General features: G+C 74.2%; 23 protein-coding genes and 1 tRNA gene. 16 read left to right on the top strand and 8 right to left on the bottom strand.

The genetic code is table 11. The features are described from left to right. Nucleotides 1–4: 4 nt before the first annotated feature. From KRR39_RS21595 to KRR39_RS21575, 5 genes are all read left to right on the top strand, one after another. A complete protein-coding gene (locus tag KRR39_RS21595) occupies nucleotides 5–787 on the top strand; it encodes an SGNH/GDSL hydrolase family protein (RefSeq protein ID WP_216939439.1) in 783 nt (260 codons plus the stop codon). 2,744 nt (nucleotides 788–3,531) lie between these two features. Beyond that, on the top strand, nucleotides 3,532–4,584 hold the full coding sequence (locus KRR39_RS21590; protein ID WP_216939438.1) for an aldo/keto reductase: 1,053 nt from the start codon (nucleotides 3,532–3,534) through the stop codon (nucleotides 4,582–4,584). A gap of 87 nt (nucleotides 4,585–4,671) precedes the next feature. Continuing rightward, nucleotides 4,672–4,747 (top strand) — tRNA-Gly (locus KRR39_RS21585). A gap of 72 nt (nucleotides 4,748–4,819) precedes the next feature. Continuing rightward, nucleotides 4,820–5,176 (top strand): fibronectin type III domain-containing protein, encoded by a 357-nt coding sequence (locus tag KRR39_RS21580; RefSeq protein ID WP_216939437.1) that lies wholly within the window; start codon nucleotides 4,820–4,822, stop codon nucleotides 5,174–5,176. Continuing rightward, the gene (locus tag KRR39_RS21575; RefSeq protein ID WP_367303761.1) at nucleotides 5,173–6,255 is read left to right on the top strand and encodes an endonuclease/exonuclease/phosphatase family protein; all 1,083 of its coding nucleotides are present in this window, start codon (nucleotides 5,173–5,175) and stop codon (nucleotides 6,253–6,255) included. The genes KRR39_RS21580 and KRR39_RS21575 overlap by 4 nt, the downstream gene beginning before the upstream one ends. Here the strand turns inward: KRR39_RS21575 and KRR39_RS21570 are convergent. Continuing rightward, entirely contained in the window at nucleotides 6,245–6,805 is a 561-nt protein-coding gene (locus KRR39_RS21570) for an ATP-binding protein (protein ID WP_216939435.1), read from the bottom strand. The two genes, KRR39_RS21575 and KRR39_RS21570, sit on opposite strands and share 11 nt — an antisense overlap. 55 nt (nucleotides 6,806–6,860) lie before the next feature. Between KRR39_RS21570 and KRR39_RS21565 the strand changes: the two genes are divergently transcribed. Beyond that, the gene (locus KRR39_RS21565; RefSeq protein WP_216939434.1) at nucleotides 6,861–7,508 is read left to right on the top strand and encodes a DUF2461 domain-containing protein; all 648 of its coding nucleotides are present in this window, start codon (nucleotides 6,861–6,863) and stop codon (nucleotides 7,506–7,508) included. A gap of 1 nt (nucleotide 7,509) precedes the next feature. Here KRR39_RS21565 and KRR39_RS21560 read toward each other — a convergent pair whose 3' ends face one another. The 3 genes from KRR39_RS21560 to KRR39_RS21550 all read right to left on the bottom strand — a co-directional run bounded on the left by KRR39_RS21560 (nucleotide 7,510) and on the right by KRR39_RS21550 (nucleotide 10,493). After that, a complete protein-coding gene (locus tag KRR39_RS21560; RefSeq protein ID WP_216939433.1) occupies nucleotides 7,510–8,154 on the bottom strand; it encodes a PAS and ANTAR domain-containing protein in 645 nt (214 codons plus the stop codon). A 77-nt stretch (nucleotides 8,155–8,231) separates the two neighbouring features. After that, nucleotides 8,232–8,690, bottom strand: coding sequence for an RrF2 family transcriptional regulator (locus KRR39_RS21555; RefSeq protein ID WP_216939432.1), 459 nt, complete (start codon nucleotides 8,688–8,690; stop codon nucleotides 8,232–8,234). A gap of 249 nt (nucleotides 8,691–8,939) precedes the next feature. Continuing rightward, nucleotides 8,940–10,493: a sensor histidine kinase gene (locus KRR39_RS21550; protein WP_216939431.1), complete on the bottom strand. Its 1,554-nt coding sequence runs from the start codon at nucleotides 10,491–10,493 to the stop codon at nucleotides 8,940–8,942. A 193-nt stretch (nucleotides 10,494–10,686) separates the two neighbouring features. Between KRR39_RS21550 and KRR39_RS21545 the strand changes: the two genes are divergently transcribed. Genes KRR39_RS21545 through KRR39_RS21520 form a run of 6 tightly spaced genes read left to right on the top strand, consistent with a single transcriptional unit; the run spans nucleotide 10,687 to nucleotide 15,840 of the window. Then, nucleotides 10,687–11,319, top strand: a complete 633-nt coding sequence (locus KRR39_RS21545; RefSeq protein WP_216939430.1) for a response regulator transcription factor — start codon at nucleotides 10,687–10,689, stop codon at nucleotides 11,317–11,319. A gap of 51 nt (nucleotides 11,320–11,370) precedes the next feature. Next, nucleotides 11,371–12,072: a VIT1/CCC1 transporter family protein gene (locus tag KRR39_RS21540; protein WP_216939429.1), complete on the top strand. Its 702-nt coding sequence runs from the start codon at nucleotides 11,371–11,373 to the stop codon at nucleotides 12,070–12,072. Between the two features lie 53 nt (nucleotides 12,073–12,125). After that, the gene (locus KRR39_RS21535) at nucleotides 12,126–13,778 is read left to right on the top strand and encodes an FAD-binding dehydrogenase (protein WP_216939428.1); all 1,653 of its coding nucleotides are present in this window, start codon (nucleotides 12,126–12,128) and stop codon (nucleotides 13,776–13,778) included. A 42-nt stretch (nucleotides 13,779–13,820) separates the two neighbouring features. Continuing rightward, nucleotides 13,821–14,195, top strand: a complete 375-nt coding sequence (locus KRR39_RS21530) for an ArsR/SmtB family transcription factor (RefSeq protein WP_436972007.1) — start codon at nucleotides 13,821–13,823, stop codon at nucleotides 14,193–14,195. Beyond that, a complete protein-coding gene (locus KRR39_RS21525) occupies nucleotides 14,192–14,935 on the top strand; it encodes a cation diffusion facilitator family transporter (RefSeq protein ID WP_216939427.1) in 744 nt (247 codons plus the stop codon). Before KRR39_RS21530 ends, KRR39_RS21525 begins: the two co-directional genes overlap by 4 nt. Further along, nucleotides 14,935–15,840, top strand: coding sequence for a cation diffusion facilitator family transporter (locus KRR39_RS21520; protein ID WP_216939426.1), 906 nt, complete (start codon nucleotides 14,935–14,937; stop codon nucleotides 15,838–15,840). Before KRR39_RS21525 ends, KRR39_RS21520 begins: the two co-directional genes overlap by 1 nt. A gap of 12 nt (nucleotides 15,841–15,852) precedes the next feature. Here the strand turns inward: KRR39_RS21520 and KRR39_RS21515 are convergent, their stop codons facing one another. The 3 genes from KRR39_RS21515 to KRR39_RS21505 form a co-directional block, all read right to left on the bottom strand. Next, entirely contained in the window at nucleotides 15,853–16,596 is a 744-nt protein-coding gene (locus tag KRR39_RS21515; protein WP_216939425.1) for a hypothetical protein, read from the bottom strand. A gap of 68 nt (nucleotides 16,597–16,664) precedes the next feature. Further along, a complete protein-coding gene (locus tag KRR39_RS21510; RefSeq protein ID WP_216939424.1) occupies nucleotides 16,665–17,009 on the bottom strand; it encodes a DUF3817 domain-containing protein in 345 nt (114 codons plus the stop codon). A gap of 9 nt (nucleotides 17,010–17,018) precedes the next feature. After that, on the bottom strand, nucleotides 17,019–17,393 hold the full coding sequence (locus tag KRR39_RS21505) for an ArsR/SmtB family transcription factor (protein WP_216939423.1): 375 nt from the start codon (nucleotides 17,391–17,393) through the stop codon (nucleotides 17,019–17,021). A gap of 187 nt (nucleotides 17,394–17,580) precedes the next feature. Between KRR39_RS21505 and KRR39_RS21500 the strand changes: the two genes are divergently transcribed. From KRR39_RS21500 to KRR39_RS21485, 4 genes are all read left to right on the top strand, one after another. Beyond that, nucleotides 17,581–18,051 (top strand): ArsI/CadI family heavy metal resistance metalloenzyme, encoded by a 471-nt coding sequence (locus KRR39_RS21500; RefSeq protein WP_216939422.1) that lies wholly within the window; start codon nucleotides 17,581–17,583, stop codon nucleotides 18,049–18,051. Nucleotides 18,052–18,414: 363 nt separating this feature from the next. After that, nucleotides 18,415–18,804: an arsenate-mycothiol transferase ArsC gene (locus KRR39_RS25245; RefSeq protein ID WP_254185330.1), complete on the top strand. Its 390-nt coding sequence runs from the start codon at nucleotides 18,415–18,417 to the stop codon at nucleotides 18,802–18,804. A gap of 73 nt (nucleotides 18,805–18,877) precedes the next feature. Continuing rightward, on the top strand, nucleotides 18,878–19,639 hold the full coding sequence (locus KRR39_RS21490) for an MIP/aquaporin family protein (RefSeq protein ID WP_216939421.1): 762 nt from the start codon (nucleotides 18,878–18,880) through the stop codon (nucleotides 19,637–19,639). Next, complete coding sequence (locus KRR39_RS21485) at nucleotides 19,636–20,094, top strand: arsenate-mycothiol transferase ArsC (protein ID WP_216939420.1); 459 nt, start codon at nucleotides 19,636–19,638, stop codon at nucleotides 20,092–20,094. Before KRR39_RS21490 ends, KRR39_RS21485 begins: the two co-directional genes overlap by 4 nt. Nucleotides 20,095–20,112: 18 nt before the next feature. On the opposite strand, the gene KRR39_RS21480 is transcribed toward KRR39_RS21485, so the two are convergent. Further along, the gene (locus KRR39_RS21480; RefSeq protein WP_216939419.1) at nucleotides 20,113–20,403 is read right to left on the bottom strand and encodes a hypothetical protein; all 291 of its coding nucleotides are present in this window, start codon (nucleotides 20,401–20,403) and stop codon (nucleotides 20,113–20,115) included. Nucleotides 20,404–20,635: the final 232 nt, after the last annotated feature.

Here is a 20,635-nt window from a genome sequence, read left to right as displayed (position 1 = left end):
GCACATGGCAAGCACTTTCCACCGGTACGTCGCCCTGGGCGACTCGTTCACCGAGGGTGTCGGCGACCACGACCCCACGCGGCCCAACGGCGTGCGGGGCTGGGCCGACCGGGCCGCCGAGGGGCTGGCCGCCACGGTCCCCGACCTCGGCTACGCGAACCTGGCGATCCGCGGCCGCAAGATGGACGCGATCATCGCCGAGCAGGTCGGGCCCGCCCTCGCCCTGCGCCCGGACCTGGTCTCGGTCTACGCCGGCGGCAACGACATCCTCCGGCCCCGGGTCAGCATCGACGCCCTCGTCCAGCGGTACGACGCGGCCGTGGCCCGGCTGGCCGGCTCGGGGGCGCACGTCGTGCTCTTCACCGGCTTCGACCTCGGCTTCGCGCCGGTGTTCCGGCACCTGCGCGGGCGGGTCGCGACCTACAACGAGCTGGTCCGCGAGGTGGCCGAGACGCACGGCGCGACCGTCGTGGACTTCTGGCGGCTGCGGGAGTACCGCGACGCCCGGCTCTGGGACGTGGACCGGCTGCACATGTCCTCGGCCGGCCACCAGCGGATGGCGATCGCGGTGCTGGACGCGCTGGGGGTCGAGCACGACCTGGTGCCGTTCGACCTCGCGCCGCTGCCGGAGATGGACCGGCGCCAGCGCCGTGACGCCGACCTGGCCTGGGCCCGGGCGCACGCCGCGCCGTGGGTGCAGCGCCGGCTCCGCGGCACGTCGTCCGGCGACGCCCTCTCGCCGCGCCGGCCCGGGCTCGCGCCCGTCGTACCGTCCCGGGTGGGGTGAGCCGAGGGGCCGGCCCGGGCACCGCCCGGACCGGCCCCGCGAGCGCGGTCAGCGGTAGCGGACCACCAGCACGGTGCGGCCGGCCTCGCGGCCGCCCCCCGGCCCGGACCTCACGGCCGCGCGCGGTGCTCACCACGCGGTAGGACGCCTTGGCACCGTCCAGGGTCACCTTCGAGACCTTCGCACCGGCGGGCAGCAGCGCGCCGATGGTGAGCGCGGAGCGCCGGTCCTGCTTGACGGTGGTGACCAGCCGCCCGTTGCCGCGGGTCGCGGTGACGTTGACCAGGCCGTGCCCGATGCGGATGTCGCGGCCGGCGACCTGGTACTGCCGCGAGGGGACCTGCGGCACCACGGTGAACCGGTCCCGGCCCGCGTCGGGGCTGACGCCGAGCTGGTAGTGCACGACCGGCCAGAGGATGCCGTAGGTGCCCCAGGCCTGCAGCGCCATCGACCGCTCGGTGAACTTCCGGTCGATGTTCGCGGGCTTGAAGTCCGGGGACGGCACGATCTCCGGCATCGCGCCGGGCAGCTCCCACACCTTGCGGGCGAGCTGAACCCGGGCGTTGTCGGTCGTGTAGCGCCGCAGCTGGCTCGGCGCCATCCGGCCGAGCGCCGCCTCGGCGACCGCCATGATCGAGGTGTTCAGCGTGAACACCGCCCGCTCGGCCTTCACCGACGAGGTGGCCGAGTCGCAGGTCGCGCCGGGGTTGCCGCCGGTGTCGCTGGTCGCGCCGGTGCCGGTGTGGAAGAGCCCGTAGGTGCCCGAGTAGCAGGCCGACTCGCGCTTCTTGACCAGCGCCCGGGCGTGGGCCGTCGGGGCGAGCGGGCCGGCGACCCGGCCCGGGCGGGTGATCTCGGCCTCGGCCGGGGTCACGCCGATCCAGTGCCGCTGGAACACCTGCTTGTTGCCCGGGTCGTCCAGCGAGTCGGCGTACTGCTGGGCGGCGGGGCCGAACCACCAGGTCTTGTCGAAGCGCGCCTCGAGGCCGGCGGCCTTGCCGGCGGCCCAGCGCCGGGTCGTGGTGTCGCCCTTGCTGGCCGCGAGGTCGGCGAGGTCGCGCAGCCCGCGGATCGTGTAGACCGCGTTGTCGAGCTTCTCCTCGCCCATCCCGGCCCGCTCGACGTTGCCCAGCCCCTCGGGCCAGCCGTCCTGGTCGGCGTCGAGCTCGCGGAAGATGTAGCGCATGTTGCTGACCGCGAACGAGTAGAGGTCGTCGCGGAACCGGTCGTCGCCGGTCCAGCGCCACACCAGGGCGACCAGGCTCGGGAACTTCGCGGTCTCGTCGGTGTTGCCCGGGTCGCCGTTCGCGCCGAAGTAGACCTGGCCGTCGGGCGTGACCTCGTGGACGACCTTGCCGCTGGTGCCGTTGGCGGCGACGCTGACGTCGCGCAGCGCCCGCAGGTGGTCCTCGATCGCGGCGAACTGGCCGCTGGCCACGGCGGCGAAGCCGGTGTACTCGCCGTCGGTCGCGAACAGCCACGGGTAGTCCGGCCAGCCGGCGCCGATCCAGCGGGCCTTCGAGACCGTGCCGACCGGTGCGGGGTACTTCGTTCCGGCGTTGGTGACCCGGACCTGCAGGTGGCGGGCCTCCTGCACCGAGTCGGCGAGGTTCTGCTTGCTCCAGGTCACGCTCTGCTGGAGCAGCCGGTCGCCGGGCAGGATCACCCGCGTGTGCTGCTGTACGGCGGCCCGCTCGGCGCGCTTGGTACGGAGCAGGGCGGCCGGGTTGCGCAGGGCGGCGCTCTGCGCGCTGCGGGCCGCGGCGACGCCGTCGTCGGAGCCGGCGACGGAGAACCACACCGTGCGGCCGCCGGCGGGGACGCTGAGCCGGTAGGTCAGGCCGCCGCCGGCTCCCTTGCCGTAGGCCGTGTCGTCGCAGCGGTCGGGCTGGTCCGGGGTGCCGGCGCCGGACGCCGGGCAGATCACGGCACCCTGCGGACCCCGGTGGGCGCCGGTGACGTCGGTGGCCGACGGGGTCAGCGACGAGCCGACCAGGGCGGCGTAGTCGTGCACCTCGGCGCCCGGCTCGGGAGGCCGGCCCAGCTCGCGGAACAGCAGGCTGCGCCCGTCCACCGACGCAGAATCGGGCAGGTTGTAGGTGGTCTGGCTGGGCTTGGTCTCGCCCCAGGGGTAGACCTTCATCAGCTCGGAGTGCGCGTCGACCGCGAGCGTCACGGTCCGCGCCGTGGGCGACGAGAGCCGCAGCCCGACCACGCCGGCCCGGATGCCGTTGGGGGCGAAGTCGGTGCGGGTGACCCGGACCCCGTCGTAGGTGCCGAGGTCCATCCGGGAGTAGCCGAAGCCGCTGGTGTACTTCTTCGACGACAGCCACGAGTCGCCCAGCTTGAACCACAGCCCGTCGAGGAGCTTGACCGGCGGCGTCCAGAAGCCGCCCATCTCCCCGCGGGTGTGGAACCCGGTCGCCGGGTAGCTGCCGTCCTCGGCGCCCATCTCGTAGAACCGGTCGCCGACCACGAGGCTGCGCCGGTCGGCGAGCCGGGTGGTGGCGGACAGCTCGGCGGACCGGAGCGCGGACGACTCCGGGTCGTCACCGGCCCGTCGCGCGGGGGCGCTGCTCGCCGCGTCGACGACCGAGAGCGGGAAGACGAGGGCGGTGGAGAGGACGGCTGCAACGAGCGGCGTACGGCGCATGTGCTCTTCTTCCCGAGTGACGGCTGTCACTGGATGAAATACCCGACAAGCCCGGTTGGCAACCCCTTGCGTGCAAGGTCAGGATGGCGGCATGGACTACAGAACCCTCGGCCGGACCGGCTGCGCCGTCTCCACCCTCACCCTCGGCACCATGACCTTCGGCAAGGAGACCGACGAGACCGGCGCCCACGAGCAGCTCGACACGTTCCTGGAGGCCGGCGGCAACCTGGTCGACACCGCCGACGTCTACACCGGCGGCACCTCGGAGGAGATCATCGGCCGGTGGCTGGCGAAGGCCTCGCCGGAGGTGCGCGACCGGGTGGTGCTGGCCACCAAGGGCCGCTTCCCGATGGGCGACGACGTGAACGACGTCGGGCTGTCGCGCCGACACCTGCAGCGCGCGCTCGAGGACTCACTGCGCCGCCTCGGCACCGAGTGCGTCGACCTCTACCAGGTGCACTCCTGGGACCCGGTCACCCCGCTCGAGGAGACCCTGGGCACGCTCGACGACTTCGTGCGCGCCGGCAAGGTGCGCTACGTCGGGCTCTCGAACTACACCGGCTGGCAGGTGCAGAAGACCGTGGCGCTGGCCCGGGAGCACGGCTGGGCCCCGCCGGTCACCCTGCAGCCGCAGTACAACCTGCTGGTCCGCGAGCTCGAGTGGGAGATCGTGCCCTCGTGCCTCGACGCCGGCCTGGGGCTGCTGCCCTGGTCCCCGCTCGGCGGCGGCTGGCTGACCGGGAAGTACAAGCAGGACGAGCGCCCGACCGGCGCGACCCGGCTCGGCGAGGACCCCGCCCGCGGCGTGGAGGCCTACGACCGGCGCTCGACCGTCCAGCGCACCTGGGACGTCGTGGACGCGGTGCGCGCGGTGGCCGAGGGCCGCGGCGTGACGATGGCGCAGGTCGCCCTCGCCTGGCTGGCCGACCGTCCGGCGGTGACGTCGGTGATCCTGGGCGCCCGGACCACCGAGCAGCTCACCGACAACCTCGGTGCCGCCGGCCTGCACCTCGAGGAGGCCGAGGTCGCCGCGCTGGACGCGGCCAGCGACCCGGGTGCCGCGGACTACCCGTACGGCGGCCCCGGGGTTCACCAGCGCGGCCGCACGGTGGACCTGGTCGGCTGGCTGGCCGACGCCCCGTGAGCTGACCCGCGCCGCCCGGCGCGGGAGGGTCCCGGCGGGACGGCGCAGTCATTGGGTACTATCTGCGTCGTCCCCGCACGGGGGCCTGCGGATGTAGCTCAGCTGGTAGAGCGCGACCTTCCCAAGGTCGATGTCGCGAGTTCGAATCTCGTCATCCGCTCCACGCACTTCAGGACAGTCCCGGAAATTCCGACAATTCAGACGTCGGTCTTTCGTCTGAGTCTCCGGGAACACCATGTCCGCCTCGCACCCCGCCGTGCGTCCGCACGGCCCCGTCGTGCGCGCCCTGCTCGCCTGCCTCTGCGTGCTGGCCGCCAGCCTGACCCTGGTCGGACCGGCCCACGCGGCGCACCGGCTGTCGGCGCCGAAGGGGCTGCGGACCAGCGCCGCGACCGCGACCACGCTGACGGTGCGCTGGACGGCGCCGCGCGGGGCGCGGGCGTTCCGGGTGCAGTACTCCACCAGCGCGGCGATGCGCGGGGCCAGGTCGCTGCGCACCGGCCGGGCAGCGGGCCGGCTGACCGGGCTGCGCGCCGCGAGCCGCTACTACGTCCGCGTCCAGGTGGTGGACCGGCGCACCGGGAGCCGCTGAGCCCGTTCACCCGCACCGCCTCGGGGCGCACCTTCACGCCCGCCGCCCCGAGCACGCCGCCGCCCGCCGCGCCCGCCGCCACCCCGATCGTCTGGCCGGCCGGCACACCGGCCCCCGGCACGAGCACCGGCCAGGCGCCGGTCCGGGTCGCCAGCTTCAACGTCTTCGGCGTGAACAACGACGCCAAGTCGACCGCCGACATGCGGCCCTGGCGGGAGCGCCGCGCGGTGGTCGCCGCCCAGATCCTCCGCGAGCAGGTCGACGTCGTCGGGCTCCAGGAGGCCAACCAGAGCACGATCTACGGCAGCAGCCTGGACTACGGCACCACCCAGTACGGCGACCTGCGCGGTGCGGTGAACGCGGCCGGCGCGCACTACGCGGTGACCAACGAGGCGTCGTACAACTGCGCGCGGGAGAACAGCAACCAGGCCTGCGTGCCGGCCTACCGCGGCGCCTCGAACAGCACCCGGATCCTCTACAACACCGACACGCTGGACCTGCTCGCCCAGGGCTCGCTGAGGTACGCCGCGCAGTCGGCCGGCCACATCGACCGCTACCTGGCGTGGGGCGTGTTCCGGGTCCGCGCCACGGGCGGTGAGCTCCTGTTCGCCGACACCCACCTCGACTCCTACGACACCGCCGTCCGGGTGGCCCAGTGGCACGAGCTGATCGACCGGGTGACGGCCCTGCAGAACGGCCGCCCGGTGGTGGTCGTCGGGGACTTCAACACCTCGAAGTTCTCCTCCTGGGCCGCCCAGATGCTGCCCGCGATGCAGCGCGCCGGCTTCGGCGACGTGCTCAACCAGCAGTACGCCAACCCCAACGCCGTCTCGCCGCGGGCCCAGAACCGGGTGGACGCCTGGATGAACTCCTTCCACGGCTTCGTGCGCAAGGTGTCGGGCTACTCCGCCTTCCAGGGCTCGCGGATCGGCAACAACATCGACTGGGTGTTCGCCAGCAACGCACTGCCGGTCACGGACTGGAAGACGGTCGTGGACCACGACCCGTCGACCCTGGAGATCTCCGGCGTGATCCCCTCGGACCACTCGATGGTCGCGGCCACGCTGCTCATCCCCTGACCAGGGCCGCCAACACCGCGTCGTACGTCGCGGCCGGGTGGCCCTCGCGGCTCGGCACCACGACCGCCGCGGGACGCGCGGCGAGCACGTCGAGCAGCCGGGCGTGCATGGCCCGCAGGAGCTCCTCGCCCCCGGACGCCGCGACCGCGTCCCGCACCTGCGCGTGCCAGGGGTCGTCCTCGCGGTCGCCCCGCGACCCGAAGCGACGCACGCAGGCGTCCGCGTCGTCGAGCAGCACCAGGTGGTGGACCGCGCCGCCGGCGTCGCGGGCGGCCCGCTCGAACCGCTCGAGCTCGGAGACCCGGCCGAGGTACTGGGGCAGCACGACGTCGCGGCCGCCCCGCAGGTGCTCGGCCAGCATCGCGAGGGCCAGCCGCCGCACGACCTCCCCGGTCTCCTCGAAGCGCTCGGCGGACCCGCCGACGAGGCCCCGCAGCCGGTCGGCGTCGAGGGCGAGCACCCCGGCGTGCTCGTCGGCGTAGCGCCGCGCGATCGTCGACTTCCCGACGCCGGGCGGACCGTTGAGCAGCAGGAGGCGGGGTCCGGTCACGCCCGGGACTATGGCACAGGCGGACCCCCCGGGACCCCGAACTATCCTCGCGGGCATGGACGCAACCGGTACGGCGTTCGACGGCTTCCCCGTCGCGGCCCTCGACTTCTACGACGACCTCGAGATGGACAACACCAAGTCGTTCTGGACGGCGCACAAGGACACCTACGACACCGCGGTCAAGGCGCCGATGGCGGCGCTCGTCGCGGCCCTGGAGCCGGAGTTCGGCAAGGCGAAGCTGTTCCGGCCCTACCGCGACGTGCGGTTCGCCAAGGACAAGACGCCCTACAAGACCCACCAGGGCGGCTTCGTCCAGGCCGGCCAGGGCACCGGCTGGTACGTCCAGGTCGGAGCCCCGGGCGTGCGGGTCGGGGTGGGCTTCTACGACTCCGGCTCGCCGCGGCTGGCCGCCTTCCGCGCCGCCGTCGACGACGACCGCACCGGCACCGCGCTGCGCAAGATCGTCGACCGGATGCTCCGCCAGGGCTGGGAGCTCGGCGGCGAGACGCTGAAGACCACGCCGCGCGGGTACGACGCCGACCACCCGCGGATCGACCTGCTCCGGCACAAGTCGATGTCGTTCGGGAAGTCCTACGGCTTCGAGCCGGTGATCCACACCGCCGACCTGCTCGACCGGGTGCGCGACGACTGGCGCGCCGGGCGGGCGTTCGTCGAGTGGGTCGACGCTCACGCCACCGTCTGACTCAGGTGCCGGTCGACTCCTGGACGTCCGCCACCGGGCCGGACAGCCCCGCGGCCAGCGCGTCCCAGACCGCCCGGGAGACGTGCGGCAGGTCGCGGTCCGGCAGCGACTCGACGACCGCGCGGGCCACGTCGCGCACCTTGACGTTGACCTGCTGGGAGTAGCGGCGCAGCAGCAGGAACGCCTCGTCGGCGTCGAGCCCGTAGGTCACCATCAGCGCGCCCTTGGCCTGCTCGATCGCCGGGCGGCTCTGCGCCATCAGCTCCAGCGCCTCGTCCACCTCGCGGGCCGTCGTACGACGGACGGGCTCGGTGAGGTCGACCAGGAAGCCGCTCACGCCGACCAGCGTGCCGTCGCCGGCGAAGTCGCCGGCGCACAGGGTGACGACCTGGCGGGTGCTGCCCTGCGCGTCGACGAGCCGGTGCCACACGCAGTGCGGGCGACCGGTCTCGAGGGTGTCGTCGAGGACCTGCTGCACCGTGCCACGGTCCTCGGAGTGCTGGTGCGACAGGACCAGCTCCCGGGTGGGCACCACGTCACCCGGGGCGAACCCGAAGGTGGTGTAGAGCTGCTCGGACCAGGTCCAGGCCTGGGTGCTGCGGGAGAAGCGAAAGGTTCCGGGCGGTCCCGGGATCGACGTCGTCACATCCAGCCTCGGCTCGGGCGTTCAAGCGCGGCTGTCTGCTCAACCAAGCAGGGATCGTAGCGGAGCCCCGCACCCGGTCAGTGCGGCTGCCAGGCGTCCTCGGACGCGGTGCGGGAGGAGACCGCCTTGGGCAGCTTGCCGTCCGCCAGCGCCCGGATCGTGACGTGCTCGAAGACGTCGCGCAGGCTGCTGCGCGCGGCGATCCAGACGTGCTGGAGCACCTCGGCGGACTCGTTGTAGGAGACCGCCTCGGGGCGCAGTCCGTAGACGCTGACCAGGGGGCCGTCCACGGCCCGGATCACGTCGGCGACGCTGACCGTGCCGGCGTCACGGGCCATCCGCCAGCCGCCGGACTGCCCGCGCTGGCTGATCACGACGCCGGCCCTGCGCAGGTCCGCGAGGATCGCCTGGAGGAAGCCGTGTGGGATCTCCTGCAGCCGGCCGAGCTCCTCCGCGCTCACCGGTGCGCCGTCCTTGCGGGAGGCCAGCTCGATGAGCGCCCGCAGGGCGTAGTCGGACTTCGCGGAGACTCGCATGCGATAAGTCTGTCAGACAACTACACAAAACGGTGCGGACAGCGCCGAGCCGGCGCGGGGTGCGGGACCCGGCGGCGGGTGCGCGCCACCGGGTCCCGCGATCGGGGGTCAGGCGGACACGGGCTCGCCCTCGCGGTCGGCCCCCGGGCTCCCGGCGCACCCGTCAGCCTGACGTAGTTTGTCTACCAGATAACTACGATATGAGGCGGTGGCGACCGCGTCAACTCGCCGGGCAGCCCTCCGGCACGGCTAGGACGTCCCCGGGATCCAGAAGTGCAGCGTCGTCCCGCCGGACGCCGGCTGCTCGAGACGCAGCCAGCCGCCGGTGATCTCGGCGCGGTCCCGCATCGTCTCCAGGCCGCGGTGGCCGGGCACCGGGACCAGCTGGTCCGGGTCCACCCCCACCCCGTCGTCGGTGATGGTGACCTCCGCCCCTCCGTCCCGTCTGCGCACCACGATGTCGACCCGCGTCGCCTGCGCGTGCTTGCGGACGTTGATCAGCGCCTCCTTGACGATCCGCAGCGTCTGCGCCCGCTCCACCTCGGGCAGGGACACGTCGTCCGCGCAGTCGAGGGTCCAGGTGAGCGGCTGACCGACGAAGATGTGGGCGGCCGCGTCGCGGATCGCCGCCTCGCAGGTGCTGTGCTCGGCTGGTGGCTCGAGGTCGAAGAGCAGCTGGCGCAGCCCGTCGACGGCGTGCGTCACGGTGTCCTGGATGGTCTCCACCGAGGGCACCAGGTCGGGCGCGGCCTCCTCGAGCCGCTGCCGCAGCAGCCCGAGCCGGAGGTCGATGGCGGCCAGCACCTGCACCGCGTCGTCGTGCAGGTCGGCCGCGATCCGGGCGCGCTCGTCCTCCTGCACCGAGACCAGCCGGTGCAGCAGCCCGCTGCGCTGCGCCGCCACGTGCCGGAGCCGCTCGGCGGCGGCGAAGCCGTCCAGGGCGAACGAGACGTTCTCGCCGACCTGGGCGAGCAGCGCGCGCATGTCCTCGTCGAACTCCCCGGACCGCCCGGAGTACAGCGACAGCACGGCGACCGGCCGACCGGCCAGGTGCAGCGGCAGCGTCGCCGAGGCCGCGATGCCGTACGGCGCGGCGAGCTCGTGCCACGGCGCGGTGGCCGGGTCGGTGCGGAAGTCGCCGCTGTAGCAGGGACGGCCCTCGCGCAGCGCGACCGCGGTCGGGCCCCGGCCGCGCGGGTCCGCGGGGTCCACCGTGATCTCCAGGTGGTCGATGTAGTCGTCCAGCACGCCGGCGGTGGCGAGCGGGAGCACCCGCCCCTGGTCGTCGGCGGCCCCCACCCAGGCACCGAGGTAGCCGCCCTGCTCGACCGCGACCCGGCAGGTCTCGGCGTACAACGTGGCCTCGTCGGGCGCCCGGACGATGGCCTGGTTCATCTGGGCGAGCGTGAGGTACGCCCGGCCGACCGAGTGCAGGCGCCCCTCCGTGCTCCGCTGGGTCGACAGGTCGACGATCCCGGCGACCAGCCAGGTCTCGCCACGGTCCCCGACCGGCAGGGACGTCACGGTGACCTCGACGGCCACCGGGGTCCCGTCCTTGTGCAGCCCGACGCCGTCGTGGCCGTCGTCGCCCACCCCGTCGACGCCGGCCGGCACCAGGGTCTGCACCGGCAGCCCGACCAGCTCTCCGGGGTCCCACCCGAAGGACTCGGTCACGGACTCGTTGGCGTAGGTCACCCGACCGTCCGCGTCGATCGCGACGACCGGGATCGGGGCAGCGTCGAGCAGCATCTCGACCAGCCCGGGCAGGGCGACGGCCCGGGGAGCGGGCCTCGGCGTGCTCATCCGGTCACGCTACGTCCGCAGCGCCGTGCGGCGCGAGGACCGCGGGCGACCGGCGTCGTCTAGTGCGACGGCACTAGATGTGCGAGCGTTTCTACTCGACCCGGCCTGTGAGCGCCGGCGACGAGACGAGGCAGCGACCATCGACACTTCGCCCGATCGCCCGGACGCACCGGGGTCGTCCGACGACCGCCCGGTGCGGGTGCTGATCGTGGACGACCACGAGGTGCTGAGCGCGAGCCTGGCCGTGGTCCTGGACGACCAGCCAGGGCTCACGGTGGTCGGGGTCGCCGGGACGCTCGCCCAGGCACGCCGGCTGCTGGCGACCAGCGCACCCGACGTGCTGCTGCTCGACCACCGGCTCCCGGACGGCGACGGGGTCGCGGCGATCGGCGAGCTGCGCGCGATCCGGCCGAGCGTCGCGGTCGTGGTGCTGACCGCGAGCGCCGCCGACCACGTGCTCGTGGCCGCCATCGAGGCGGGCGCCGCCGGCTTCGTCTCCAAGACCCGCAGCCTCCAGGAGGTCACCTCGGCGGTCCGGGCGGCGGCCGCCGGCGAGGCGGTGATCTCGCCCGAGATGCTGGCCCGGCTGCTGCCCCGGCTGCAGCGCGGCGGCAGCACCCCGCGCGGCGAGCTCACCGAGCGCGAGCGCGAGGTGCTCGCCCTGCTGGCCGACGGCCTGTCGAACGCGGCGATCGCCGGCACGCTGAGCGTGAGCGTGCACACGGTGCGCAACCACATCGCCAACCTCTCGGCCAAGCTCGGGGCGCACTCCAAGCTCGAGGCGCTCTCGATCGCGGTGCGCGACGGGCTGCTCCCGGACCTCTGAGCCGGTTCGCCGCCCTCGTAGGCTGAGGCGCACCCCACCGAGGAGCCGGACGTGAGCGACGTACACCAGGACGAGCCGCACTCCCAGGGCCTGGCCAGCCGGCTCAACTGGCTGCGGGCCGGGGTGCTCGGCGCCAACGACGGCATCGTGTCGACCGCGGGCCTCGTCGTCGGGGTCGCCGGGGCCACCAGCGACCGTCCGACGATCCTGGTCGCCGGCCTGGCCGGCCTCGTCGCCGGGGCCCTGTCGATGGCCGGCGGGGAGTTCGTCTCGGTCAGCAGCCAGTCCGACACCGAGCGCGCCGCGCTGCGCAAGGAGGAGTGGGAGCTGGCGAACCTCCCGGAGCACGAGCTCGAGGAGCTCACCGCGATCTACGTCGAGAAGGGCCTGACCCCCGAGCTGGCCCGGGACGTCGCCCGGCAGCTCACCGAGCACGACGCGCTCGCCGCGCACGCGGAGGCCGAGCTCGGGATCGACCCCACCGAGCGCACCAACCCGTTCCACGCGGCCTGGTCCTCGATGACCGCCTTCTCGGTCGGCGCCCTGCTGCCGCTGCTGGCGATCCTGCTGCCGCCGCCGTCGCTGCGGCTGTCCGTGACGGTGCTGGCCGTGACCGCCGCCCTCGTGCTCACCGGCGTGGTCAGCTCCCGGCTCGGCGGCGCCCCCGCCCGGCCGGCCATCCTGCGCAACGTGGGCGTGGGCCTGGTCGCGATGGCGATCACCTTCCTGGTCGGCTCGCTGTTCGGCGCGTGAGCGACCGGCGGGGCGGGTCCGCGTTCCCACCCGGCGTGGGCGAGGCTTCGGGCATGGACGCAGACGTGATCGTGGTGGGCGCCGGCCTCGCCGGGCTGGTGGCGACGGCCGAGCTGGTGGACGCCGGCCGCTCGGTGGTGCTCGTGGACCAGGAGGGCGAGCAGGGACTCGGCGGCCAGGCCTTCTGGTCCTTCGGCGGGCTGTTCCTGGTGGACTCCCCCGAGCAGCGCCGGATGGGCATCAAGGACTCGGTCGACCTCGCCTGGCAGGACTGGCAGGGCTCCGCCCAGTTCGACCGGGCCGAGGACCACTGGCCGCGGGCCTGGGCCGAGGCCTACGTGCACTTCGCGGCCGGGGAGAAGCGCGCCTACCTCCAGCAGCGCGGCCACAAGGTGTTCCCGGTCGTCGGGTGGGCCGAGCGCGGCGGCGGCCTGGCCGGCGGCCACGGGAACTCGGTGCCCCGCTTCCACATCACCTGGGGCACCGGCCCCGGGATCGTCGAGCCGTTCGAGCGGATCGTGCGGCGCGGCGTCGAGCTCGGGCTGGTCACCTTCGCGTTCCGGCACCAGGTCGACGAGCTGGTGGTCCACGACGGTTCCGTGACCGGCGTGCGCGGGACCGTGCTGGCGCCGGACCACGCCCCGCGCGCGGCGAGCACGTCGCGGGAGGCGGTCGGCACCTTCGAGCTCACCGCCCAGGCCGTGCTCGTCACCAGCGGCGGCATCGGCGGCAACCACGACCTGGTCCGCGCCAGCTGGCCCGCGCGGCTCGGCACCCCGCCCGAGCAGATGATCTCCGGTGTCCCCGCCCACGTGGACGGCCGGATGCTCGGCATCGCCGAGACCGCGGGCGCCAGCCACATCAACCGCGACCGGATGTGGCACTACGTCGAGGGCGTCAAGAACTGGGACCCGATCTGGCCGATGCACGGGATCCGGATCCTGCCGGGCCCGTCGTCCTTGTGGCTGGACGGCTCGGGCACCCGGCTGCCGCTGCCGGGGCTTCCCGGCTTCGACACCCTCGGCACGCTGAAGCTGCTGCGGGCCAGCGGGCACGACCACTCCTGGTTCGTGCTCACCCAGGCGATCATCGAGAAGGAGTTCGCGCTCTCCGGCCAGGAGCAGAACCCCGACCTCACCGGGAAGAGCGTCCGCGAGCTGCTCCGGCAGCGGCTCTCCAAGGGCGCGACCGGGCCCGTCGAGGCGTTCAAGGACAAGGGCGAGGACTTCGTCGTCGCGGACACCCTGGAGGACCTGGTGACCGGGATGAACGCCCTGACCCCCGAGGCGCCGGTCGACGCCGCGCACGTCCGGCGGCAGGTCGAGGACCGCGACCGCGAGCTCGACAACGCGTTCTCCAAGGACCTGCAGGTCGTCGCGATGCGGCAGGCCCGCAGCTACCGCGGCGACAAGCTGATCCGGGTCGCCACCCCGCACAAGCTCCTGGACCCCGCGAAGGGTCCGCTGATCGCCGTACGCCTGCACGTGCTGACCCGCAAGTCGCTCGGCGGACTCGAGACCGACCTCGACGCCCGGGTCCTCGGGCCCGGGGGCGCGCCGCTGCCCGGCCTGTACGCCGCGGGCGAGGTGGCCGGGTTCGGCGGCGGCGGCGTGCACGGCTACAACTCGCTGGAGGGCACGTTCCTGGGCGGCTGCATCTTCTCCGGGCGCGCGGCCGGGCGGGCCCTCGCCCGGGCGGTGGGCTGACGCGGGGTTGTCGTCGCCGGGCTGGCCCCCTAGCATCGTCGAATGGCGATGACACAGGCGACGGTCGATGAGGACGGGCGGGGCGAGGTCGCCGCGCTCACCGCGGCGGCCTGCCTCTTCCACGGGTTCAGCGACCGGTCCCGGCTCTCGATCGTGCAGCACCTGGCGCTCGGGGAGCACCGGGTCGTCGACCTGACCGGGCATCTCGGGCTCGCCCAGTCCACGGTCAGCAAGCACCTCGCCTGCCTGCTCGACTGCGGCATCGTCACGGTCCGCCCGCAGGGTCGCGCCTCGGTCTACGCGCTCGCACACCCCGCCGCCACCCTCGACCTGCTGGCCGCCGCGGAGACGCTGCTCGGCCTCACCGGCGACGCCGTGGTGCTCTGCCCCCGCTACGGCGAGGGGGCCGGGTCGTGACGGGTCACGGCCTCGTCACCGCCCCGCCGGCGACCCTCCCGCCGGCCGGGCGCCGGCAGCAGCTCGGCCGGCGCGCGCAGCTGCTCGCGGGCGCCTCGGTGGCCTACAACGTGGTCGAGGCCGCCGTCGCGGTGGCGGCCGGCCTCGTCGCGGGCTCGGTGGCGCTGGTCGGGTTCGGCCTGGACTCGGTCGTCGAGGTCTCCTCGGGACTCGTGGTCCTCTGGCAGTTCCGGCACCCGCTCCCGGAGACCCGCGAGCGGCACGCGCTGCGGCTGATGGCGGTCTCGTTCCTCGCCCTCGCGGCCTACGTCACCGTCGGGTCGGTCCGGTCGCTGGCGACCGGCCAGGCCGCGGAGCACTCCCCGGTCGGGATCGCGCTGGCCGCCGTGTCCGTGGTCGTGATGCCGGTGCTGTCCTGGGCGCAGCGCCGCACCGGACGGCAGCTCGGCTCCGCGACGGTCGTCGCCGACTCGACCCAGACCCTGCTGTGCACCTACCTGTCGGCGGTCCTCCTGGTCGGCCTGGTCGTGAACGCGACGCTCGGCTGGTCCTGGGCGGACCCGCTCGCCGGTCTCGTGATCGCCGCGGTCGCGGCCAAGGAGGGCCGGGACGCCTGGCGGGGCCAGGCCTGCTGCGTCCCCGCCCCGGTCGGCGCCGGCGGTGCCTGCGCGGACGGCTGCGACTGCTGCGCGCCCCAGCAGCCCGGGCCCCGCCCGACGACGCACGAGGACCACCGCTGATGGGCCACGACCACGGCGGCGAGGTCGCGGACCACCGCGGCCGGCTGGGCGTCGTCCTGGGCATCACCGTCGCCGTGCTGCTCGTCGAGGTCGTCGGGGCGGTGGTCTCCGGCAGCCTGGCCCTGCTCGCCGACGCCGGGCACATGCTCACCGACGTCGCCGGCCTGACGCTGGCCGTCGTCGCCTCGGCGCTCTCCCGCCGCCCGGCGACCGACGCGCGCACCTGGGGCTACCGGCGCGCCGAGGTGCTGGCCGCGGCCGGGCAGGCAGCGGTGCTGCTGGCGGTCGGCGTCTTCGTGCTCGTCGAGGGGGTCCGGCGGCTCGTCGACCCGCCCGAGGTCACCTCGGGAGCGATGGTGGTGTTCGGGGTCGTCGGCCTCGTCGGCAACGTCGTCGGCCTGCTGGTGCTGGCCGGCGGACGGGGCGCGAACCTCAACATGCGCGCGGCGTTCCTGGAGGTGGTCAACGACGCCCTCGGCTCGGTGGCCGTCCTGCTGGCCGCCGGTGTCATCGCGCTCACCGGCTGGATGCGCGCGGACGCGGTCGCCTCGCTGGTGATCGGAGTGCTGATCATCCCGCGGACGATCCGGCTGCTGTCCGAGAGCGTCGACGTCCTGCTGGAGTCCACCCCCAAGGGCCTGGACCTCGCCGGGGTGCGGGCCCGGATCCTGTCGCTGCCGCACGTCCACGACCTCCACGACCTGCACGCCAGCCAGGTCGCCACCGGGCTCCCGGTGCTCACCGCGCACGTCGTGGTCGACGACTCGTGCTTCCACGACGGCCACCTCGGGCCGATGCTCGACGAGCTCCAGCGCTGCCTGGACACCGACTTCGACGTCGAGCACTCCACGATCCAGTTCGAGGCCGCCGCGCACGCCGACCACGAGCACGAGACGCACGCCTGAGGCCCCGGCGCCTCACACGTTGGTGGTGGCCCCCCGGACGCGTCCGGTCGCCTCGAGCCGGTCCGTCGTACCGTCGTAGTCGACGTACCACGGGCGGCCGCCGGAGCAGGACCGGTAGATGCGGGAGTACCCGCCGGCGGCACCGTCCCCGAACCGGCCGGCGGTGTCGAGCAGGGCGTGCACGTGGGCCTTGGTGTCGCCGCGGCGCAGGCCCCGGATCTCGCCGGCGGTCGCGCAGCCGGGGCTGCTCCCCCGCCCCACGTCCACGCCCCGGGCGCTGTCCCGGCCGCCGTCCGCCGCGATCCGGACCTGCACGTAGTGCTGCTCCAGGAACCGGCCGAACCGCAGGCAGGACTGCGGGACCGACACCTCCACGGTGCTGGTGCGCACCGACCACGCCGCCTCGACCGCGCAGGACCGCGGCGAGCGGGACACGTCGGTGACCAGCTCGAGCCGGGTCCCGACCGAGCCGTCCGGACGGGGCCAGACCGTCGCGGAGTAGACGGTGTCGGAGTCCGGCGCCCCGACCAGGGCGACCACCCGGCCGGACCGCCGCAGCGCCCGCACCTGCGCGGTCACCTCCACGCGCGCCTCGCCGTCCCGGTAGGTGGCCGAGGTGAGGTCGGCGCTCGCCGGCACGTCGCGGCCGTCGGGGACCTCCACGGTCCTCGCGGAAGCGGGACCGGCGACCAGGGACGTCGTGAGGGCCGCCGCGCCGGCGAGCGCCCATGCACCGGGGTGGGGGAGTCTGCTCATGCCAGCAGTCTCCCCCCGCACGTCCCCACGGCGGGCACGACCCGACCGCCCGGGCGGGTCGGCGGCGGTCAGCGCCGCGCGGGCACCGCGACGGCCTCGGGCGTACGCCGCTCCGCCAGCCGTCCGGTCCGCTGCGCCCACACCTCGAACGCCAGCGTGGCGAACGGCGGCACCGAGCAGGCCAGCCCGGCCGCGGTGGTCCCGCGGGTCCAGCGCGCCGACCTCGACAGCAGCAGGGTCAGCAGCACGTAGGCGACGAAGATCCCGCCGTGGACCGGGCCGAAGATCTTGACCCCCACCTCGCCCACGTCGGTGAGGTACTTGAGGTACATCCCGACCAGCAGCCCCAGCCACGAGAAGGCCTCGGCGGTCGCGACGACACGGAACAGCAGCACGAGGGTTCGGTGGGACACCCCCGGAGTCTAGGTGCCGCTCGGGGACGCCGCCGGCGCGATGACGTGCGCCAGCCCCGCCAGCGCCTCGGGCACCACCCGGTAGTAGGTCCACGGACCCTCCTTGCGGTGCGCGCGCACCAGGCCCTCGTCGCCGAGCTTCTTCATGTGGTGGCTGACCGTCGGCTGGCTGAGCCCCAGGGCCGCGGTCAGGTCGCAGGTGCACGCCTCGAGGTCCTCGTTGGCCATCATCAGCGAGAGCAGCCGCAGCCGGGCGGGGTCCGCGAGGGCCTTGAGCCGGCTCGCGAGGGTCCTCGCGTCCGCCGCGGACAGCGGCGCGGACGCCAACGGCGCACAGCACACGGGGTGCGGCGCGGGGTCCAGCACGGGCAGCTGCTTCGGCATGCCCCCATGATGCCACGGCATCGGTGGACGTCGATGAAGCCAGGTCAGGAGGGGTGCGTCGCCGGGTCCGCCGCGCAGCGCCCGCCGGGCGGACCGCTTGCATCGATGGACGTCTATGGGCACCATGGGGTCATCCAGGTCATCGACAACCGTCTATGTGCCGCCCGCCACCCGAAGGAGCCCTCCGATGTCCCGCCTCCAGCTCGCCCTCAACGTCGACGACATCGACACCGCCGTCGAGTTCTACTCGACCCTGTTCGGCACGGCGCCCACCAAGCGGCGGCCGGGCTACGCCAACTTCGCCGTCGCGGACCCGCCGCTGAAGCTGGTGCTGTTCGAGAACCCGGACCGGACCGGCACGCTCAACCACCTCGGCGTCGAGCGCGAGTCGATGGACGAGGTCGAGGCCGAGGCGGACCGCCTGGAGGCCGCCGGGCTCACCCTGGACGTCGAAGGGGACGTCGTGTGCTGCTACGCCCGACAGGACAAGCACTGGGTGACCGGTCCGGACGGCCAGCGGTGGGAGAACTACGTCGTGCTCGCCGACGCCGGCGCGGACCTGGAGGGCCGGACGTTCGCCGAGGTGGCCGGGATCGAGCGGAACCCGGACGCGGCCGACTTCGGCGTCGTCACGGGCGCCGGGTGCTGCGACAGGTGACCCGGCGCGGTTGACCCGGTGCGAGAGGTCAGTGAAACTTGAGTCAATGACCACTGACTCATCGACCGGGGCGACCGGGGCCGACGTGGTCCGCCGGGCCCGGGTGCACGCGGCGCTGTCCGACCCGGCGCGGCTGCGGATCGTCGACGCGCTCGGGTCCGGGGACGCGTCCCCCCTCGGAGCTCGGGGAGCTCCTCGGGATGCCGTCGAACCTGCTCGCGCACCACCTCGGGGCCCTCGCGGACGCCGGCCTCGTGGCGCGGCACCGCTCCGAGGCCGACGGTCGACGCTCCTACCTGCAGCTCGTCCCGGACGCGCTGGACGGCCTGCTCCCCCCCGGTCCGGGTCGTCGTCCCACGCGTCGTGTTCGTGTGCACCGCGAACTCCGCGCGCTCCCAGCTGGCCGCCGCCCTGTGGCGACAGGCGAGCACCGTGCCGGCCACGTCGGCCGGCACCCGACCGGCCGCCCGCGTCGCCGCCGGAGCGGTCGCCGTCGCCCGACGGCGCGGCCTGCGCCTCACCGGGACCCACCCGCAGGCCCTCGCCGACGTCCTGCACCCCGAGGACTGCGTGGTGACCGTGTGCGACCACGCCCACGAGGCCCTCGACCGCACCGACCAGGCGCGCGGGCCCCGGTTGCACTGGTCCGTCCCCGATCCGGTCCCCGCCGGCACCGACACCGCGTTCGACCGTGCCTACGACGAGCTCGCGCGTCGGGTCACCCGCTTCGCGCCACGACTCGCCGCCTCCTGACGCCTCCTGACGCCTCCTGCCCCCGACCTGCACCGACCTGCACCGACCTGCACCGAAGGAACGACACCACCCGATGACGCCACCTCGCGACCTCGCCCGACGGCTCACCGCCGAGCTCCTCGGCACCGCCCTGCTCGTCACGGTCGTCGTGGGGTCCGGCATCGCCGCGCAACGGCTCTCGCCCGACGACGTCGGCCTGCAGCTCCTGGAGAACTCGACGGCCACGTTCCTCGGCCTGACGGTCCTCATCCTGCTGTTCGGTCCCGTCTCCGGGGCCCACCTCAACCCCGTCGTGTCCGCCGCCGACTGGTTCCTCGGCCGCCGTACCCGCACCGGGCTCTCCGGCGCCGACGCGGCCGCCTACACGGTCGCGCAGTGCGTCGGGGCGGTCGCCGGCGCCGAGCTCGCCAACCTGATGTACCAGGTGCCGCTCACCGAGCTCTCCACGAAGGACCGCTCCGGCGGCCACCTCCTCCTCGCCGAGGTCGTCGCGACGGCCGGGCTCGTCGCGCTGGTCTTCGCCCTCGCGCGCACCGGTCGGGGCATGCTCGCCGCGCCCGCCGTCGGCGCCTACATCGGGGCCGCCTACTGGTTCACCTCGAGCACGTCGTTCGCGAACCCGGCGGTGTCCCTGGGACGGGTCTTCTCCGACACCTTCGCCGGCATCGCTCCCGGCTCCGTCCCCGGTTTCGTCCTCGCCCAGCTCGTCGGCGGCGCGGTCGCGGTCGGCCTCGTCGCCTGGCTCTACCCGCACGTCGGCGAGGCGGCCGGGGACGTCGTCGTCCCGCACGCACCCGGTCACGAGACCGGCAGCACCCCGAGGAGCGCCCGATGACGACCCCCGAGGAACCCACCGAGACCGTCCCCCAGGTGGTGTTCGCCTGCGTCCGCAACGGCGGCCGCTCCGTGATCAGCCGGGTGCTGGCCGAGCACTACGCCGGCGGCCGCGTGCGCGCGCTCTCCGCGGGCACCCAGCCCGGCGAGCACATCCACGCCGAGGTCGCCGAGGTGCTCGAGGCGCTCGGCCTGGACACCTCGCGCGAGGTGCCCGAGCGCCTGACCCGCGACACCGTCGCCGCGAGCACGGTCGCCGTCACGCTGGGCTGCGGCGAGGAGTGCCCCTACGTGCCGGGCGTCCGGTACGTCGACTGGCCGGTCGCCGACCCCGGCGGGCAGGACCCGCGGACGGTGCGGGGCATCGTCGCCGACCTCGACGCCCGGGTCCGCGCCCTGCTCGTCGAGCTGGTGCCCGACCTGGAGCTGCCGCCCTCGGTCCTCGCCCCGCACTGAGCCGGCCGCGGCGCCGGGCTACGGCGTGTGCAGGGCGTACAGGTCGATCGTGGTCTCCGTGGGCGGCCCGGCGAAGCCGCCGTCGATGCCGGCCTGCATGCGCGGCAGGAGGATCTCGTCGCGGAACTTCTCCCAGCTCGCCTGGGACTCGTGGACCGCGACGATGGTCCAGCCGCCCTCCGACGGTCCGGCGGCGTGGAAGACCTGGCCCTCCGGCAGCTGGTCCGGGCCGGGGTGCACGGCGGCGATGGACGCGTCGTACTGCTCCTGGGTGCCGCCGGCGAAGTGGTGGACGATTCCGTAGGCCATGGCCTGCTCCGATCGGGTCGGGCGGATGACCGGTGCCGCTCGGCGGGGCGCCGCCCCAGCTCCCCCCGGTGCGACGTCCTGGTCACCCTCCTCGACGCTAGGGGCGGGGCCCCGGGCCGACAATGACCCGGACGGGCCGGTCGGGGGGTCGGGGTTGCCGTTCGTACTCGCCGGTAGCATAATGATGTTACTGACGAGTAGGGCCGACATGCCGGCCACCGCCCATCCTCGG

The organism is Nocardioides panacis, from assembly GCF_019039255.1.
Taxonomy (GTDB): domain Bacteria; phylum Actinomycetota; class Actinomycetes; order Propionibacteriales; family Nocardioidaceae; genus Nocardioides_B; species Nocardioides_B panacis.
Note: the sequence above shows the minus strand (reverse complement) of the source record. Positions and strands in the feature narration are given on the sequence as shown.